This window comes from Streptomyces rishiriensis (assembly GCF_030815485.1).
Classification (GTDB): Bacteria; Actinomycetota; Actinomycetes; order Streptomycetales; family Streptomycetaceae; genus Streptomyces; species Streptomyces rishiriensis_A.
This window is the reverse complement of sequence record NZ_JAUSWV010000002.1, coordinates 4633627-4648106: the sequence shown is the minus strand read 5'-3', so window position 1 is coordinate 4648106 and position 14480 is coordinate 4633627. Positions and strand designations below refer to the sequence as shown.

At 72.3% G+C, this 14480-nt stretch carries 13 protein-coding genes; 5 read left to right on the top strand and 8 right to left on the bottom strand.

The window, feature by feature from the left end; all coding sequences use genetic code 11:
- Positions 1–179: 179 nt before the first annotated feature.
- The 3 genes from QF030_RS23180 to QF030_RS23170 all read right to left on the bottom strand — a co-directional run bounded on the left by QF030_RS23180 (position 180) and on the right by QF030_RS23170 (position 3226).
- Positions 180–2069 (bottom strand): serine/threonine-protein kinase, encoded by a 1890-nt coding sequence (locus QF030_RS23180; RefSeq protein ID WP_307164563.1) that lies wholly within the window; start codon positions 2067–2069, stop codon positions 180–182.
- Positions 2070–2162: 93 nt separating this feature from the next.
- Positions 2163–2621, bottom strand: a complete 459-nt coding sequence (locus QF030_RS23175) for a MarR family winged helix-turn-helix transcriptional regulator (RefSeq protein ID WP_307164562.1) — start codon at positions 2619–2621, stop codon at positions 2163–2165.
- A complete protein-coding gene (locus QF030_RS23170) occupies positions 2618–3226 on the bottom strand; it encodes a type 1 glutamine amidotransferase family protein (protein WP_307164561.1) in 609 nt (202 codons plus the stop codon). The genes QF030_RS23175 and QF030_RS23170 overlap by 4 nt, the downstream gene beginning before the upstream one ends.
- 181 nt (positions 3227–3407) lie before the next feature.
- Between QF030_RS23170 and QF030_RS23165 the strand changes: the two genes are divergently transcribed.
- The 4 genes from QF030_RS23165 (at position 3408) to QF030_RS23150 (ending at position 8953) form a co-directional block, all read left to right on the top strand.
- Positions 3408–4763 carry an aspartate aminotransferase family protein gene (locus tag QF030_RS23165; RefSeq protein ID WP_307164560.1) on the top strand — a complete coding sequence of 452 codons (1356 nt, stop codon included), beginning with the start codon at positions 3408–3410 and terminating at the stop codon, positions 4761–4763.
- A gap of 313 nt (positions 4764–5076) precedes the next feature.
- Positions 5077–5778, top strand: a complete 702-nt coding sequence (locus QF030_RS23160; protein ID WP_307164559.1) for a GntR family transcriptional regulator — start codon at positions 5077–5079, stop codon at positions 5776–5778.
- The gene (locus QF030_RS23155; protein WP_307164558.1) at positions 5775–8243 is read left to right on the top strand and encodes a dolichyl-phosphate beta-glucosyltransferase; all 2469 of its coding nucleotides are present in this window, start codon (positions 5775–5777) and stop codon (positions 8241–8243) included. The genes QF030_RS23160 and QF030_RS23155 overlap by 4 nt, the downstream gene beginning before the upstream one ends.
- Before the next feature lie 59 nt (positions 8244–8302).
- On the top strand, positions 8303–8953 hold the full coding sequence (locus QF030_RS23150; protein WP_307164557.1) for a hypothetical protein: 651 nt from the start codon (positions 8303–8305) through the stop codon (positions 8951–8953).
- A 21-nt stretch (positions 8954–8974) separates the two neighbouring features.
- Here QF030_RS23150 and QF030_RS23145 read toward each other — a convergent pair whose 3' ends face one another.
- Positions 8975–9268: a hypothetical protein gene (locus QF030_RS23145; RefSeq protein ID WP_307164556.1), complete on the bottom strand. Its 294-nt coding sequence runs from the start codon at positions 9266–9268 to the stop codon at positions 8975–8977.
- A gap of 211 nt (positions 9269–9479) precedes the next feature.
- Positions 9480–10763 carry an adenylosuccinate synthase gene (locus QF030_RS23140; RefSeq protein ID WP_028806748.1) on the bottom strand — a complete coding sequence of 428 codons (1284 nt, stop codon included), beginning with the start codon at positions 10761–10763 and terminating at the stop codon, positions 9480–9482.
- Between the two features lie 206 nt (positions 10764–10969).
- On the opposite strand from QF030_RS23140, the gene QF030_RS23135 reads away from it, so the two are divergent.
- Entirely contained in the window at positions 10970–11842 is an 873-nt protein-coding gene (locus QF030_RS23135; protein WP_307164555.1) for a diacylglycerol kinase family protein, read from the top strand.
- A 420-nt stretch (positions 11843–12262) separates the two neighbouring features.
- Here the strand turns inward: QF030_RS23135 and QF030_RS23130 are convergent, their stop codons facing one another.
- The 3 genes from QF030_RS23130 to QF030_RS23120 form a co-directional block, all read right to left on the bottom strand.
- On the bottom strand, positions 12263–13480 hold the full coding sequence (locus QF030_RS23130; RefSeq protein ID WP_307164554.1) for a cytochrome P450: 1218 nt from the start codon (positions 13478–13480) through the stop codon (positions 12263–12265).
- A 127-nt stretch (positions 13481–13607) separates the two neighbouring features.
- The gene (locus tag QF030_RS23125) at positions 13608–13919 is read right to left on the bottom strand and encodes a hypothetical protein (RefSeq protein ID WP_307164553.1); all 312 of its coding nucleotides are present in this window, start codon (positions 13917–13919) and stop codon (positions 13608–13610) included.
- The gene (locus tag QF030_RS23120) at positions 13900–14325 is read right to left on the bottom strand and encodes an ATP-binding protein (RefSeq protein WP_307164552.1); all 426 of its coding nucleotides are present in this window, start codon (positions 14323–14325) and stop codon (positions 13900–13902) included. Before QF030_RS23120 ends, QF030_RS23125 begins: the two co-directional genes overlap by 20 nt.
- Positions 14326–14480 lie beyond the last annotated feature (155 nt).

Here is a 14480-nt window from a genome sequence, read left to right as displayed (position 1 = left end):
GTCCTCGGGGGCCCGTCACGCCCGCCGCCCCGGCCCGTCCTCGGGGGCCCGTCACGTCCCCGGGGGCCCCGGCCCCGAATCTCCGCCCCGGAACCTCCGTCGCCGAATGTCCGCCGCCGGGCTTCGGAGGGCGACCGGCACAGGCGCGTGTCCTCCGGGGAGGGTGACCGCACCGACGTTCACCGACGGGTGTAGGTCAGCTTCTCCCCGGTGCCGGTGTTCACCCGGCGCAGGGCGCCGTCGGCGAGCAGCGTGATCTCGGAGGCGGCGCCCGGGCTGCACGAGGAGAGGGGTTCGCCGGCGGTGACCTTGGACGGGCCTATCCTCAACGGGCCTTCGCCGCCCGGCCGTTCGGAGAGAGTGGCGCTGAACTCGCAGTGGTAGCCCTCCCCGTCGGCGACGAGGGCCAGCACCGCGTCGCCCACCTTGCCCTGGGCGAGGGTCAGCCGGCGCGTGTTCGTGCCGCTCTCGTTCTCGATCGTGGTGGTCCAGGTGCCGAGGTAGGCCGCCGGGACGACCCCGTCCGTCGAGGACGGGGAGGGGGACGCGGAGGGGGACGTCGACGAGTCCGGCGAGGGCAGCTCCGAGGCCTTCGCGGAGGACGGCGTCGAGCCACCGGACGCGGTGGGCGCCGGGTCCGCGGTGGCATCGCCGTCGCCGTTCATGAACGCGTACACCGAACCGCCCGCGGCGATCGCGACGATCAGGGCGACCGCGACGAGCAGGGCGGTCGTCCGGCCCTTGCGGCGCGGCGGCTCCTGCGGGCCGGCGGGATCGGCCGGCCCGTACGGGTCGTGCGCCGGAGTGGCGCCGGGGCCCGCCGGGCCGTCCGCGTACGGGTTGTACGGCGCCGCCCGGCCGGGCGCCGCGGACCAGGCGGCCGGCGGCTGGTGCGGGTGGCCGTAGGCGGCCGGCTGCGGATGCTGCTGGGGGTAGCCGTACACCGGGTGGGGCGGGGCTGCCGGACCGCCGGGCGGGAGGGGCTGCCGCGGGATGCCGTCGGCGCCCGCGACCCGCGTGGGGCGGGGATCCGGCGAGGGAGCGCCGCCGCGCGGGCCGGAGTGCTCCGGGAAGGCCTCGGAGGCGGCAGCCGAGTGGTGCGGGAGGGCGGGGCGCGTGGGGTGGCCGGAGTGGGACGAGACGCCCTCCGGGTCCTCCACCTCCAGCAGCCGCACGGCGTGGCGGCCGAGTTGCGCCACGAGGGCGCCGGGCAGCCAGGGGTCGCGGGAGCGGCCGTCGGAGACGGTGTCGTCGACGCCGGTGAGTTCCAGGACGCGGTCGAGGGAGGGGCGGGCGGCCGGGTCCTTGCGCAGACAGGCGCGGACCAGGTCGGCGATGCCCTCGGGGACGCCGGAGAGGTCGGGTTCGTCCTCGGCGATGCGGAACATCAGGGCGTGCGCCCCGCTGTCGGCGGAGCCGAAGGGGAGGGTGCCGGTGGCGGCGTAGGTGATGACCGAGCCGAGGCAGAAGACGTCGCTGGCCGGCGTGACCGCGTCGCCGCGCAGCTGCTCGGGGGCCATGAAGCCGGGCGAGCCGATCACCGCCCCGGTCTGGGTCAGCCGGCTGTCGCCGGTCACGCTCTCCAGCGCCCGCGCGACGCCGAAGTCGATGACCCGGGGCCCTTCGATGGTGACCATCACATTGGACGGCTTGAGGTCGCGGTGGACGATCCCGGCCGCGTGGATGTTGGCCAGCGCGTGCGCGAGCCCGGCGGCGAGGATGCGCACCGACCGCTCGGGCAGCGGACCGTGGTCGTGGCTCACGACCTGCTGGAGGCTCGGCCCGGCGACATAGCCGGTGGCGACCCAGGGCACGGCGGCCTCGGTGTCGGCGTCGAGGACGGGCGCGGTCCAGAACCCGCCGACGCGCTGCGCGTTGCGCACCTCCTGCCGGAACCGCGCGCGAAACTCCTCGCGTGCCGCCAGCTCCCGCCTGACCAGCTTCACGGCGACCGTGCGCCCCCGATCCGAGCGGGCGAGGTAGACCTGCCCCATGCCGCCCGCTCCCAGTCGCGCGAGCAGCCGGTAGCCGCCGATGCGCTGCGGGTCCTCCGGGCCCAGCTTCTCCATCGCAGCGCCGCCTTTCCCGCACATGTGTGATCGAGACATGTGCAACCCAGCCGAGAATAATCCGGCCGTTCGGGGAGTAGGGCGGCGCGGTGTCTACGGTTGCGTAACAGCGGAGTCCAGCCCGTCCAGCACCTTGGACAGCCGTTCCAGTACGTGTACGGCCTCGGCGAGCTCCGTCTCCCCGAACGCCTCCGCCAGCCGGTCGGCGAGGGCCGCGTGCCCGGGGTGGACGCGCGCGACCGCGGCGCGGCCCTCCTGCGTGGGCGCGAGCAGCTTGGCGCGCCGGTGGGCGGGGTTGGGCCGGTACTCGGCGAGGCCCTGCTCCACCAGCAGGTCGGCGACGCGCTGGACGCTCTGCCGGGTGATGCCCATGGCGCGGGCGATGCCGGACACGGGCAGCGGGTCGCCGAGCACCGCGCCGAGCACCTGCCACCGGGCGGCGGTGAGCCCGGCGGGCCCGGCCAGTTCCTCCGCCACGGCGAGGAACTGGCCGTTCAGCCGGAACACCCCGAGGGCACTGCGGCTGAGCAGATCCTGTCGTTCCCGGCTCACCGGCCGGCCGTCGCCTTCTCCAGTACGGCGTACGCCGCCGCGTCGGAGTCGTGGAACAGCCGGTACCAGGCGTCCAGCACCTCGCCCTCGTAGACGCCGAGCAGCCGGAAGATCTCGCGTGCGAAGGCGACCGGCTCGGTGGGACCTGCGGTGATCAGGCCCGTGTCGGTGACGGCGTCCGCCTCGACGTAGCGGTCGGCGCCCCCGTAGCCGGTCGCCGCGAGGTAGAAGGAGACCGCACCGGTGTGGTCGCGGTCGTCGAGCAGGCCTTCGCGGGCGAGTCCCGCGGTGGCCCCGCAGATCGCGGCGACCGGCACCCCGGCGTCGAGGAACGCGCGTGCCGTGCGGGCGAAGGGCGCGAGATCGTCGGAGGTGTCCCAGAGGTCGGCGCCCGGGAGGATCAGCAGCGAGCTGTCCTCGGGCCGTACGGCGTCCAGCGCCAGGTCGGGCCGGATCCGCAGTCCGCCGGTGCTGGTCACCGGCTCCCCGGAGCCGCCGACGGTCCGGATCCCGTACCCGTTCCGTGCGAGGTACGCCGTCGCGAACCCCGTCTCCCAGTCGGCGAGCGTGTCGTACACGGCGAGATGCACCGGCTTGCGGCTCATGGTTCCTCCTCGTGAGCGGATCCCTGCGAGAGCCCGATGACAGCAGCCTGTCATTTCGACAGCAGGCTGTCAATCTGGGGAGAGGCTCTCCGCACGCCCGACAACCTGTCGCGGAATCGCCCCGTCCAGGGAACAGGACGCCGATACCGCTTCCGCATCGCGGACATTTACGCTCGCTGACATGACCCCTCAGTCCAACCCCCAGGCCGGCGCCGCCGTGAAGGCCGCGGACCGCGCGCATGTCTTCCACTCCTGGTCCGCCCAGGAGCTCATCGACCCGCTCGCCGTGGCCGGCGCGGAGGGGTCGTACTTCTGGGACTACGACGGCAAGCGGTACCTCGACCTCACCAGCGGGCTCGTCTACGCCAACATCGGCTACCAGCACCCGAAGGTCGTCGCCGCGATCCAGGAGCAGGCCGCACACCTGACCACCTTCGCGCCCGCCTTCGCCGTCGAGGCCCGCTCGGAGGCGGCCCGGCTGATCGCCGAGCGGACCCCCGGCGACCTGGACAAGATCTTCTTCACCAACGGCGGGGCGGACGCCGTCGAGCACGCCGTGCGCATGGCCCGGCTGCACACGGGGCGCGCCAAGGTGCTGTCCGCCTACCGCTCGTACCACGGCGGCACCCAGCAGGCCGTGAACCTCACCGGCGACCCGCGCCGCTGGGCCTCCGACAGCGCGACGGCGGGTGTCGTCCACTTCTGGGCGCCGTACCTGTACCGCTCCCGTTTCTACGCGGAGACGGAGGAGCAGGAGACCGCGCGGGCGCTCGAGCATCTGGAGACGACGATCGCCTTCGAGGGGCCGGGGACGATCGCCGCGATCATCCTGGAGACCGTCCCGGGCACCGCCGGGATCATGGTCCCGCCGCCCGGCTATCTCGCCGGGGTGCGGCAGCTCTGCGACCAGTACGGGATCGTCTTCGTCCTGGACGAGGTCATGGCCGGATTCGGTCGCACCGGTGAGTGGTTCGCGGCCGACCTGTTCGGTGTGACGCCCGACCTGATGACCTTCGCCAAGGGCGTGAACAGCGGTTATGTGCCGCTCGGCGGGGTCGCGATCTCCGGCGGGATCGCGGAGACCTTCGCCCGGCGGCCCTACCCGGGCGGTCTGACGTACTCCGGGCATCCGCTGGCCTGCGCGGCCGCCGTCGCGACGATCAACGTCATGGCGGAGGAGGGCATCGTCGAGAACGCGAAGAACCTGGGCGCCTCGGTCGTCGAGCCGGGGCTGCGGGAACTGGCCGAGCGGCACGGATGCGTCGGCGAGGTGCGCGGGGTCGGCATGTTCTGGGCGCTCGAACTGGTGAAGAACCGGGAGACCCGCGAGCCGCTCGTGCCGTACAACGCTGCGGGCGAGGCCAACGCGGCCATGGCCGCGTTCGGCGCGGCCGCCAAGAAGGCCGGGGTGTGGCCCTTCGTGAACATGAACCGCACACACTTCGTGCCGCCGCTCAACGTCTCCGAGTCCGAGATCAAGGAGGGCCTCGCAGCCCTCGACACGGCCCTGTCGGCAGCCGACGAGTACACGGACTAGAACCCGGCGGAAGGCCGCGCGGGACCGGACGAGGGCCGCCCCGGGACCGCACGGGCCGCACGGGGGCTGGTCCCGGCCCCGGCGGGCCGGTGGCGCGGGCGGGCACGACGGGTCCGGCCGGGGCAGGGCCAGGACACGGTCACGGCGCCCCCCTCAGGACGCGGGGAACCGCGCGACCGGCCCCCCTCGGACCCTGCCCGACGACGCAGCAATCGTCCAAGGTCTTGTTTTCGTCGAACGCGTAAGGTGGCGTGCTCGTACATACCGACGAGCACGCCACTTTCCCGTACCCGACGATGGAGACGCCGCGACCATGCCCGGCAGCACCGGCAACGGAGCCGTGACGCGCAGCACCCTGCGACAGCAGATCGCCGACGCGCTGCGCGACGAGGTGCTGGGGGGACGACTCCAGCCGGGCCAGGAGTTCACCGTCAAGGAGATCGCCGATCAGTACGGCGTCTCCGCGACCCCCGTCCGCGAGGCTCTCGTCGACCTCTCCGCGCAGGGCCTCCTGGAGGCCGACCAGCACCGGGGCTTCCGGGTCCACGAGTACTCCGTCGACGACTTCCGGGGCATGATCGAGGCGCGCAGCCTGATCATCGAGGGGATGTTCCTCGCCCTCGACGAGGGACGGCAGCGCCACCACAACTACGAGGACCCGCGGACCGCCGCCGCCATAGCGGGGGTGCGCCGCCGCGGCGACGAGGCGCAGCGGGCCGCCGCCGCGGGCGACCTCACCGTCCTCATCGGTTACGACCTGCGCTTCTGGCGCGAGCTGAGCTCCCTGTTCGGCAACCCCTATCTCGCCGACTTCCTGCACCGGCTGCGGCTCCAGTCCTGGGTGTGCACCGTGCAGCAGCTGCGCCGGCCGACCGATCTGCGCGGCCACCTGTGGTCCGGCCACACCGAACTCGTCGACGCCCTGTACGACCGCGACACCGCCACCGCCCGGGCGATGCTCGCCGCGTACAACGAGGACTCCATCGCCCTGATCGAGCGCCTGGCGGCGGAGTGAGCGGGGCGGACGCCCTCGGCCCACCCGCCCCCGCGCCCCGCACCGCACCCGTCGAACTCTCCGTCGTCATCCCCGCGTACAACGAGGAGCGCCGGCTCGGCCGCACCCTGGACGCCGTCACCCGCTACCTCGACGCGGGCGGAAGCCACTGGCGCAGCTGGGAGATCCTGGTCGCCGACGACGGTTCCACCGACGCCACCCGCGACCTCGTCACCGTCCGCCGCGACCCCCGGGTGAAGCTCGTCGCGGGCTCCGGCAACCGGGGCAAGGGCGACGCGCTGCGCCGCGGTGTGGCAGCCGGACGCGGCCGCCAGGTGCTGGTCATGGATGCCGATCTCGCCACTCCCGTCGAGGAGTTGGAGCGGCTCGAGAAGGCGCTCGCCGACGGCAACGCTGCCGCGATCGGCTCACGGGCCGTACCCGGCGCGACCCTCGGGGACCGCCAGCACCGGATACGCGAACTCGCCGGGCGGATGGGCAGCCTGCTCATACGCCGGACGACCCTGCGGGGCACCCGCGACACCCAGTGCGGGTTCAAGCTGTTCGACGGCGACAAGGCCCGCGCCGCCTTCGCCGCCTCCCGCCTCAACGGCTGGGCCATCGACGTGGAGGTGCTGCGCCACTTCGAGCGGCTCGGCTGGCCGGTCGCCGAGGTGCCCGTGCACTGGTCGCACCAGCCCGGCTCGAAGGTCCGTCCGGCGGACTACCTCCGGGTCCTGCGCGACCTGGTCCGGCTCCGGATCCCGGTGCCGCGACCCGGGGACGCGGTGGCCGTCCTGCTGTTCCTCGCGATGGCGACGGCCCTCTGCTCCGGCCGCCTTCCCGACCCGGCCCACCGCTACCTCACCGACTCCCTCCAGGACCAGAACCAGTGGGAGTGGTTCTTCGCGGTGACCGCCGACAACATCGCTCACCTGCGCAATCCCCTGTTCACCGACCTCCAGGGCGCCCCGGACGGCGTGAACCTGATGGCCAACACCACGATGCCGGGCCTGTCCGTCCCGCTCACCCCCGTCACCCTGCTGCTCGGCCCGGCCGTCACGCTGAGCCTGGTGATGACGCTGGGCCTGGCCGCGACGGCCGTCGCCTGGTACCGGCTGATCGTGAAACGGCTCGTCCGCCGACGTGCCGCCGCCTTCGCCGGAGCCGCGCTGGCCGCCTTCGCGCCGCCCATGGTCAGCCACGCCAACGCGCACCCGAACTTCGTCGTGCTCTTCATGATCCCGCCGATCGTCGACCGCGCGCTGCGGCTCGCGGCCGGGGAACGGGTCACCCGCGACGCGGTCCTGCTCGGCCTGATGGCGGCATATCAGCTCTTCCTCGGCGAGGAGCCGCTGCTGCTCGCCGCGATGGGCATGCTGCTGTTCGCGGCCGCCTACGCAGCCGTACGCCCCGACGTCGCACGCAGCGCCGTACGGCCCCTGCTGAACGGCCTCGCGATCGCCGCCGCCGTCTGTCTCCCGCTCGTCGTCTACCCGCTGGCCTGGCAGTTCTCCGGCCCGCAGAGCTACACCGGCATCGACCACGGCACCGCGCCCGGCGTCGCCAACTCCGTCCGGGCGCTGCTCTCCTTCGCCGAGCGCTCCCTGATCGCGGGCGACGCCCACCGCGCCGACGCCCTCTCCCTGAACCCGACCGAACAGAACGCCTTCTACGGCTGGCCGCTGGTCCTGCTCGCGTGCGCGACAGCGGTGGGGCTGCGGCGGCGACCCGTGGTCAAGGCGCTGGCCGTCACGGCGTCGGCCGCGGCCGTGCTGTCCCTCGGCGCGCGCATCCCCCTGCCGTTCACCGACACCACCGTGCCCGGCCCCTGGGCGCCGCTCGCCGGGCTGCCCCTCTTCGGCTCGGTCATCGAGAGCCGGATCGCGCTGGTCTGCGCCCCGGTCCTGGGCATGCTGCTCGCCCTGGCGCTCGACCGTCTCGCCGGGGCCCGTCGGCCGGGCACGCGGTACGCCGGTCTGCTCGCCGTCTGCCTCGCCCTGCTCCCCCTCGTTCCCGCCCCGCTGAAGTCCGAGCCGCGCGCCGAGACGCCCGCCTTCTTCACCGACGGCACCTGGAAGTCGTACGTCCGGGACGGCGAGACGCTGGTGCCGGTGCCGCTCGCCGAACCCGAGGACGCCGAGGCCCTGCACTGGCAGACGGCGGCCGGTCTCGGCTTCCGGATGCCCGGCGGCTACTTCAACGGCCCCTACGGCGGTGGCGACCGGACCGGCGTCTACGGCGTCCCGCTGCGCTTCACGGCGAGCCTGCTGCGGGACGTGCGGTACACGGGCGTGGTGCCGGTGATCGACGCCCCGGCCCGGGCCCGGACCCGCGAGGACCTCGCGTACTGGCGGGCGGGCGCGCTCGTGCTCGTCCCGCAACCGCACGAGGACCGGCTGCGTGAGACGGTGGAGAAGCTGGTCGGCCGACCCGGTGGGAGGGTGGCCGGAGTGTGGGTATGGGATCTGCACGAGGGGAGCTGATGCGTGCCGCACCGACTAGTCTTCCCTGACCGGTCAACGTACTGAGTGAGGAGCTCTCTTTGGCCTGTGACCTGTGGCTGGTGCCGCTCGTCGACGTGTTGTGCCACACCCCCGACAATCCCTTCGCCGACGAACTCGCCCAGTACAACAAGGTGCTGGCCGAGGCGGGTCTGCCGCCCGTGCCGGTGTACCAGTACATGCCGGGGCTGTCCGGCGAGGTCGCCCCGGTGGCCGGCTTCGACTACGACGCCCTGCACTTCCTGCGCCGCGCCTACCTCCTCCAGGTGTGCGGGCTGCCGGTGACGCCGGTGGACGAGCTGGGCGGCGACTACGAGCAGCTCCTGGAGATGTTCGAGGCGACGGCCCAGCAGTCGCACCTGGTCTGGCACTACGACCACGCGGGTGCGTACGTTCCCGTCGACTTCCCGCAGCCCCTGTCCAACGACGAACTCCTCGCGGGCGGCGGACCCCTGGGCTCCGCGCAGTCCCTGCTGCGGGAGCTGGAGTTCGTGGCCCCGTCGATCGGCATCGATCCGGCCAATCCACCGGCGGCGCCCCAACCCCCCGCGGCGCCCACGGAGTTGGAGGAGCCGGCCGTGCCGGCGCCGTACGACTCCAGCCCCTTCGCGCGCGAGCGGCACGTCTGGCTCGGGCTGCACGCGGCGGCGACGCGGAGCCTGGCGCAGGGATCGATGATCGTGTTCAGCTGAGCGGTCGCGTCGAGCGGACGGTCAACGGCCGAGCTGCGAGAGGCCCTTCTGCACGTCCTCTCTGTTCATCACCGGGGTGTAGGAGACCTCCGCCCCGAGGTTGAGGAAGAAGGGCTCGCTGAGCACGGGCATCTGCGCACTCTCCTCCATGTCGAAGAACAGGAAGGCGGTGCGCCGGCCGTGCTCGGTGGTGAAGTAGGCCGCCTCGGGCTTGAGCTGCGCCATGGACTCCTCGATCAGCTTTCCGAGGGTCCCGTTCCTGATGGCCTCGTTGGCCTTCTCCGTGTCCATGGACGCCTTCAGCATCATGCGCATCGCAGTCACTTCCTTCTGGTCGACACACATGTCTCTCGACCTCAGGATATGCCCATACGCACCTTTTACCCATGCCGTCGGAGCCGGGTGCCCGAGGTGCGGCCACCCGCGTGGCCGCCCGCTCGCGCGGGTCGCGGGCGTCACCGCGAACAGGCCACGGGCCGGTCCCGGACGTCCAGGACCGGCCCGTGCCGACGTACCGCCGGGTGTTCTACAGGAACGAGTTGATCTCGATCGTCTCGTCCCGGCCCGGGCCCACGCCGATCGCGGAGATCGGGGCGCCGGACATCTCCTCCAGCGCCTTGACGTACGCCTGGGCGTTCTTCGGCAGGTCGGAGAAGGACTTCGCCTTGGTGATGTCCTCGGACCAGCCGGGCAGGGTCTCGTAGATCGGCTTCGCGTGGTGGAAGTCGCTCTGCGAGTACGGGAGTTCCTCGACGCGCTTGCCGTCGATCTCGTACGCCACGCAGACCGGGATCTGCTCCCAGCCGGTCAGGACGTCCAGCTTGGTCAGGAAGAAGTCCGTCAGGCCGTTCACGCGGGTCGCGTAGCGGGCGATGACCGCGTCGAACCAGCCGCAGCGCCGGTCACGCCCGGTCGTCACGCCCCGCTCGCCGCCGATGCGGCGCAGCGCCTCGCCGTCCTCGTCGAACAGCTCGGTCGGGAACGGGCCCGAGCCGACGCGGGTCGTGTAGGCCTTCAGGATGCCGATGACCCGGCTGATCTTCGTCGGGCCCACGCCCGCGCCCGTGCAGGCGCCGCCCGCGGTCGGGTTCGACGAGGTGACGAAGGGGTACGTGCCGTGGTCGATGTCGAGGAGGGTGCCCTGACCGCCCTCGAACAGCACGACCTTGTCGGCCTCCAGGGCCTGGTTGAGCAGCAGGACCGTGTCGGTGACGTACGGAGCGAGCTTCTCCGCGTAGCCCAGCAGTTCCTCGACGACCTGGTCGACGGCGATCGCGCGGCGGTTGTACAGCTTGGTCAGCAGCTGGTTCTTGCCGTCGAGCGCCGCCTCCACCTTCTGGGTGAGGATCGACTCGTCGTACAGGTCCTGGACCCGGATGCCGACCCGGTTGATCTTGTCGGCGTAGGTCGGGCCGATACCGCGGCCGGTGGTGCCGATCTTGCGCTTTCCGAGGAAGCGTTCCGTCACCTTGTCGACAGTGACGTTGTAGGGGGTGATGATGTGCGCGTTGCCGCTGATCAGCAGCTTCGACGTGTCGACGCCGCGCTCGTTCAGACCGCTCAGCTCGGAGAGCAGGACCGACGGGTCGACAACGACACCGTTACCGATGACCGGCGTACAGCCGGGTGACAGAATTCCCGAAGGGAGCAGGTGGAGTGCGTACTTCTGGTCGCCCACGACGACCGTGTGGCCGGCGTTGTTGCCGCCCTGATAGCGCACTACGTAATCCACCGAGCCACCGAGAAGGTCGGTGGCCTTTCCCTTGCCTTCGTCACCCCACTGAGCACCGAGCAGCACAAGTGCGGGCACGCGCGTACACCCCTTCCGGGTGGGGCATGTCCAAGGCCAGGGGCGTACGCGGTGGCACTTCCCACCGCGTGCACCACGTGCACAGCGACCGTCGTCGGCCGCCGCTTGTCGGACCCGGATGCCCCGGAATAGACCAAGCCCCTGGCGCAATAGCGCAAGGGGCTCTTGCACAAAGATGCTACCCGAGGAAGCGAGGCAGGACCGAGGTGGCGACTTCTCCGACGTCCGATCAGCTGCTGGTGATCATCGATCCGGTCGCCCGGCACACGGACGGGGAGTCCGTTCGAATCGCGAAAGACGTGCTCAGCGCAGGTGCGGCGAGCACGAAGGTCTGCCTCCCGGACGACCCGGAGGAGTTCGCCCGGGCGCTGTCCCGGCGGGGTTCGCGCCGGCCGGTGGTCATCGGTGACGACCGCGCGCTGATGCTCGCGGTGGCCCTGCTGCACCGGCAGCGGACCCTCGCCGAAACCGTACTGTCGGTGGTGCCGGTGGGTGCCGCCCTGGGCGTCTCGCACGCCCTGGGGGTGCCCACGGGGGCGGTGGCGGCGGCCCGGGCCGTCCTGGACGGCGCCGAGCGGCGTCTGGACGTACTGGTGGACGACAGCGACGGGGTGGTGCTGGGCGTGCTGCGGATCCCGCCGGTGCCGCTCGCTCCGCGGCCGGAGCCGTCCGTGGCAGACGCCGGGCTCCCGCAGAGCGGCGGCCACCCCTGGCTGCGGACCTACCAGTCCCTCTTCCGGACCCTGGTGCCGTCCCGGCCGGCGCGGCTCTCCGCCGCCCCGGGCCCGCCGGGACCGGCCCGGCTGCGGATCGAGGTGGACGGGGTGACGCTGATCGACCTCGACCAGCCCGTCGAGGCGGTGTCGGTGACCCCGGGTTCCTCCGGCACGGCGGTCGTGCGGGTACGGCCGCTGTCCCTGGGCGCGGTGGCGGTCCCCCTGGAGGCCCGGGGGCGGACGGTGACCGTCTCGGGCGCGGACTTTCGCTACCGGGCGGACGCGGCGGTCGCCGGACCGGTGCGCGTGCGCACCTGGACGGTGCGCGAGGGCGCGCTGGGGCTGATGCTGCCGGAGCGGTGACCCGCTCGCGCCGCGGACCGGGCTCCCCCTCGCGCGCGACCATGTGCTCGACGTCTCCGAGCGGATGGGCGGCCGCTCGGACCTGTCGGACGCGTTCCTCGCCTCGGTGATCGCCATGCTCGGCCCGATCCGGCCCCGACGGGGACACGGCCGACCCGGGCGGGGAACCCCCGGGCGGCCCGCCCGCGTCCGTCCCGGGCATGGGACAACGTACGCAGGCCGCCGGGGGCTGCCTCGCCATGGCGCTGGGCTGGGGCGCCGGGCTCGCGGTGTGGGCCGTCGGTGTCCGCGACCGCCTCCGGCGCTTCGAGCAGAGCCCCGACTGGAGCGTTCTCTACGCCGAACTGCCGCTGGCCCTGCTGGGCGGGACGGCCGCGGGCCTGGCACTGTGGGCCCTGTTCGCCCGCCTCGGGGGCCGCCTCAGAGGGTCACGCCGAGCCCCTCCAGGCCCCGGATCACGAAGTTCGGCTTGCGCCGCGGCTCCGCCGCCAGGGCCAGGGTCGGGGCCCGTTCCAGCAGGGCCGTCATGGAGGCGGCGAGTTCGATACGGGCCAGCGGGGCGCCGATGCAGTAGTGGATGCCCGCGCTGAAGGAGATGTGCGGGTTCTCGGCGCGGGCGAGATCGAGCCGGTCCGGATCGGCGAAGACGGCCGGATCGTGGTTCGCCGACCCGAAGAGCATGGCGATCTCCGCGCCCCGGGGCACGGTGGTCCCGTCGATCTCGATGTCGTCCAGCACCCAGCGCTCGAAGAGCTGGAGCGGAGTGTCGTACCGCATCAGCTCCTCGACGGCGGAGGGGACCAGCGCGTGGTCGGCGCGCAGCGCGGCCAGCTGCTCCGGGTTCCTGAAGAGCGCCCACCACCCGTTGACGGTGGCGTTCACGGTCGCCTCGTGCCCCGCGTTGAGCAGCAGCACCGCGGTCGAGATCATCTCCTGCTCGGTGAGCCGGTCGCCCTCGTCGTGCGCGGCGATGAGACCGGAGACGAGATCGTCGCCGGGCTCCTTGCGCCGAGCGGCGATGAGCTCCAGCAGATACTCGGAGAACTCCACGGAGGCCCGCACCGCCCTCGCCGCGGTCTCCTTCGACGGGCTGAGCTCGTACATCCCGCAGATGTCGGCCGACCAGGGCCTGAGCGGTCCCCGGTCCGACTCCGGGATGCCCAGCATCTCCGCGATCACGGCGACGGGCAGCGGCTCGGCGACATCGCTCAGCAGGTCGCCCCCGCCGGCCTCCACCAGCCGGTCCACCAGCTCCCCGGCCAGCCGCCGCACGTACGGCTTCAGCCGCTCCACCGTGCGCGGGGTGAACGCCTTCGACACCAGCCGCCGGATCCGGGTGTGGTCGGGCGGCTCCAGATCGAGCATCCCGTGATCGTTGAGCGTGTGGAACGGCTCCTGCTCGGCCGGAGGCGCCGTCCGCCCGAAGTCCTCGTGCGTGAACCGGTGCTGATACGTCCGCCCGAGCCGCCGCTCGCGCAGCAGCGCCGAGACATCCGCGTGCCGCGGCACCAGCCACTGGTCGGTCGGCTCGTAGTAGATCACCCGCCCCCGCTCCCGAAGCTCGGCGTAGGCCGGGTAGGGGTCCGAGACGAACGCGGGATCCCAGGGGTCGAAGGAGAGAGCGTCAGCTACTGCCATGAACGGACGCTAGCCGGTGAACGGACTGCTGACCAGGGGGGTCTTCCCCGTCGGCCACTTCACCGCAGCGCCTCGAAGTGCCCCGAAGCGCAATCCACGGATCCGGTCGGTTCCGGCGTTCGCGCCTTCATGAGTCCGCCGCCCGGGCCGCTTCGACGACGTACAGGCGGACGACGTCGTCATCGCCCTCCCACAGGGGTTTCCGGGGGCGCGCGCGGGTCTGCCAGCACGCTTCCTCCCGCGGGAACGGGAGGCGGTGGCCGGCCGCGCGGTTGCGTCTGGCCCATCTGCGCCAGCGGGCCTCGCGCGGGTCCGGCAGTCGCCACACGTACGGGTCCGGCATCCGTACCTCCCGACCCGCGTCCCGGTCCCGGTCGTTCGGTACGGGACCGTTCTTGTGCCGCAGCCCGGCGAGCGCCTCATAGATCCGCCGGAACATGGGTCCTCTCCGGCCGTTCCCCGAGCGTGAACCGAGCCCACACGCACTTCGTGTGCCGCTGTTGTACATGCCCCCAGGCACTGGCCAGCCGCCCGACCAGCGCGAGGCCGCGTCCACCTTCGTCGTCCGGGCCGCAGGCGCGAGGCGCGGGCAGTCGGTCCCGGTCCGGGTCGTAGACCTCCAGGAACAGGTACGGCCCCTGGAGATACAGCGTGATCCCGACCTGCGCGTGGGACACCCGGCAGTGCGTCACCGCGTTCGTCACGAGCTCGTTCGCCGACAGGGTGACGGCATCGGCCAGTTCACCGCCGACACCCCAGCCCGCGAGGACCTTGCGGACCTGGTTCCGGGCGACTGACACGTGTCTTCTGTGCTTGGGGATACGGAAGGTTTCGGTTTCGGGCATGGGGGTGCCGTACCTCCTGACGTGCTGTCAAGAATGCGCTGTTCGTCGGCGTGCATGTGGAGGCTAGGGCCACAAAGGGAACTGTCGCAAGGAAATGAATCAGCATGTATGCGGCAGTACAACTGTGCGATACCGGGGCTGTTCTACAGTTGGCT

What these genes read in the sequence shown, in the direction of transcription:
- QF030_RS23180 (WP_307164563.1), bottom strand. Translation starts at nt 2,069, where the DNA reads ATGGAGAAGCTGGGCCCGGAGGACCCGCAGCGCATCGGCGGCTACCGG.
- QF030_RS23170 (WP_307164561.1), bottom strand. Translation starts at nt 3,226, where the DNA reads ATGAGCCGCAAGCCGGTGCATCTCGCCGTGTACGACACGCTCGCCGAC.
- QF030_RS23165 (WP_307164560.1), top strand. Translation starts at nt 3,408, where the DNA reads ATGACCCCTCAGTCCAACCCCCAGGCCGGCGCCGCCGTGAAGGCCGCG.
- QF030_RS23160 (WP_307164559.1), top strand. Translation starts at nt 5,077, where the DNA reads ATGCCCGGCAGCACCGGCAACGGAGCCGTGACGCGCAGCACCCTGCGA.
- QF030_RS23145 (WP_307164556.1), bottom strand. Translation starts at nt 9,268, where the DNA reads ATGCGCATGATGCTGAAGGCGTCCATGGACACGGAGAAGGCCAACGAG.
- QF030_RS23130 (WP_307164554.1), bottom strand. Translation starts at nt 13,480, where the DNA reads ATGGCAGTAGCTGACGCTCTCTCCTTCGACCCCTGGGATCCCGCGTTC.
- QF030_RS23125 (WP_307164553.1), bottom strand. Translation starts at nt 13,919, where the DNA reads ATGTTCCGGCGGATCTATGAGGCGCTCGCCGGGCTGCGGCACAAGAAC.
- QF030_RS23120 (WP_307164552.1), bottom strand. Translation starts at nt 14,325, where the DNA reads ATGCCCGAAACCGAAACCTTCCGTATCCCCAAGCACAGAAGACACGTG.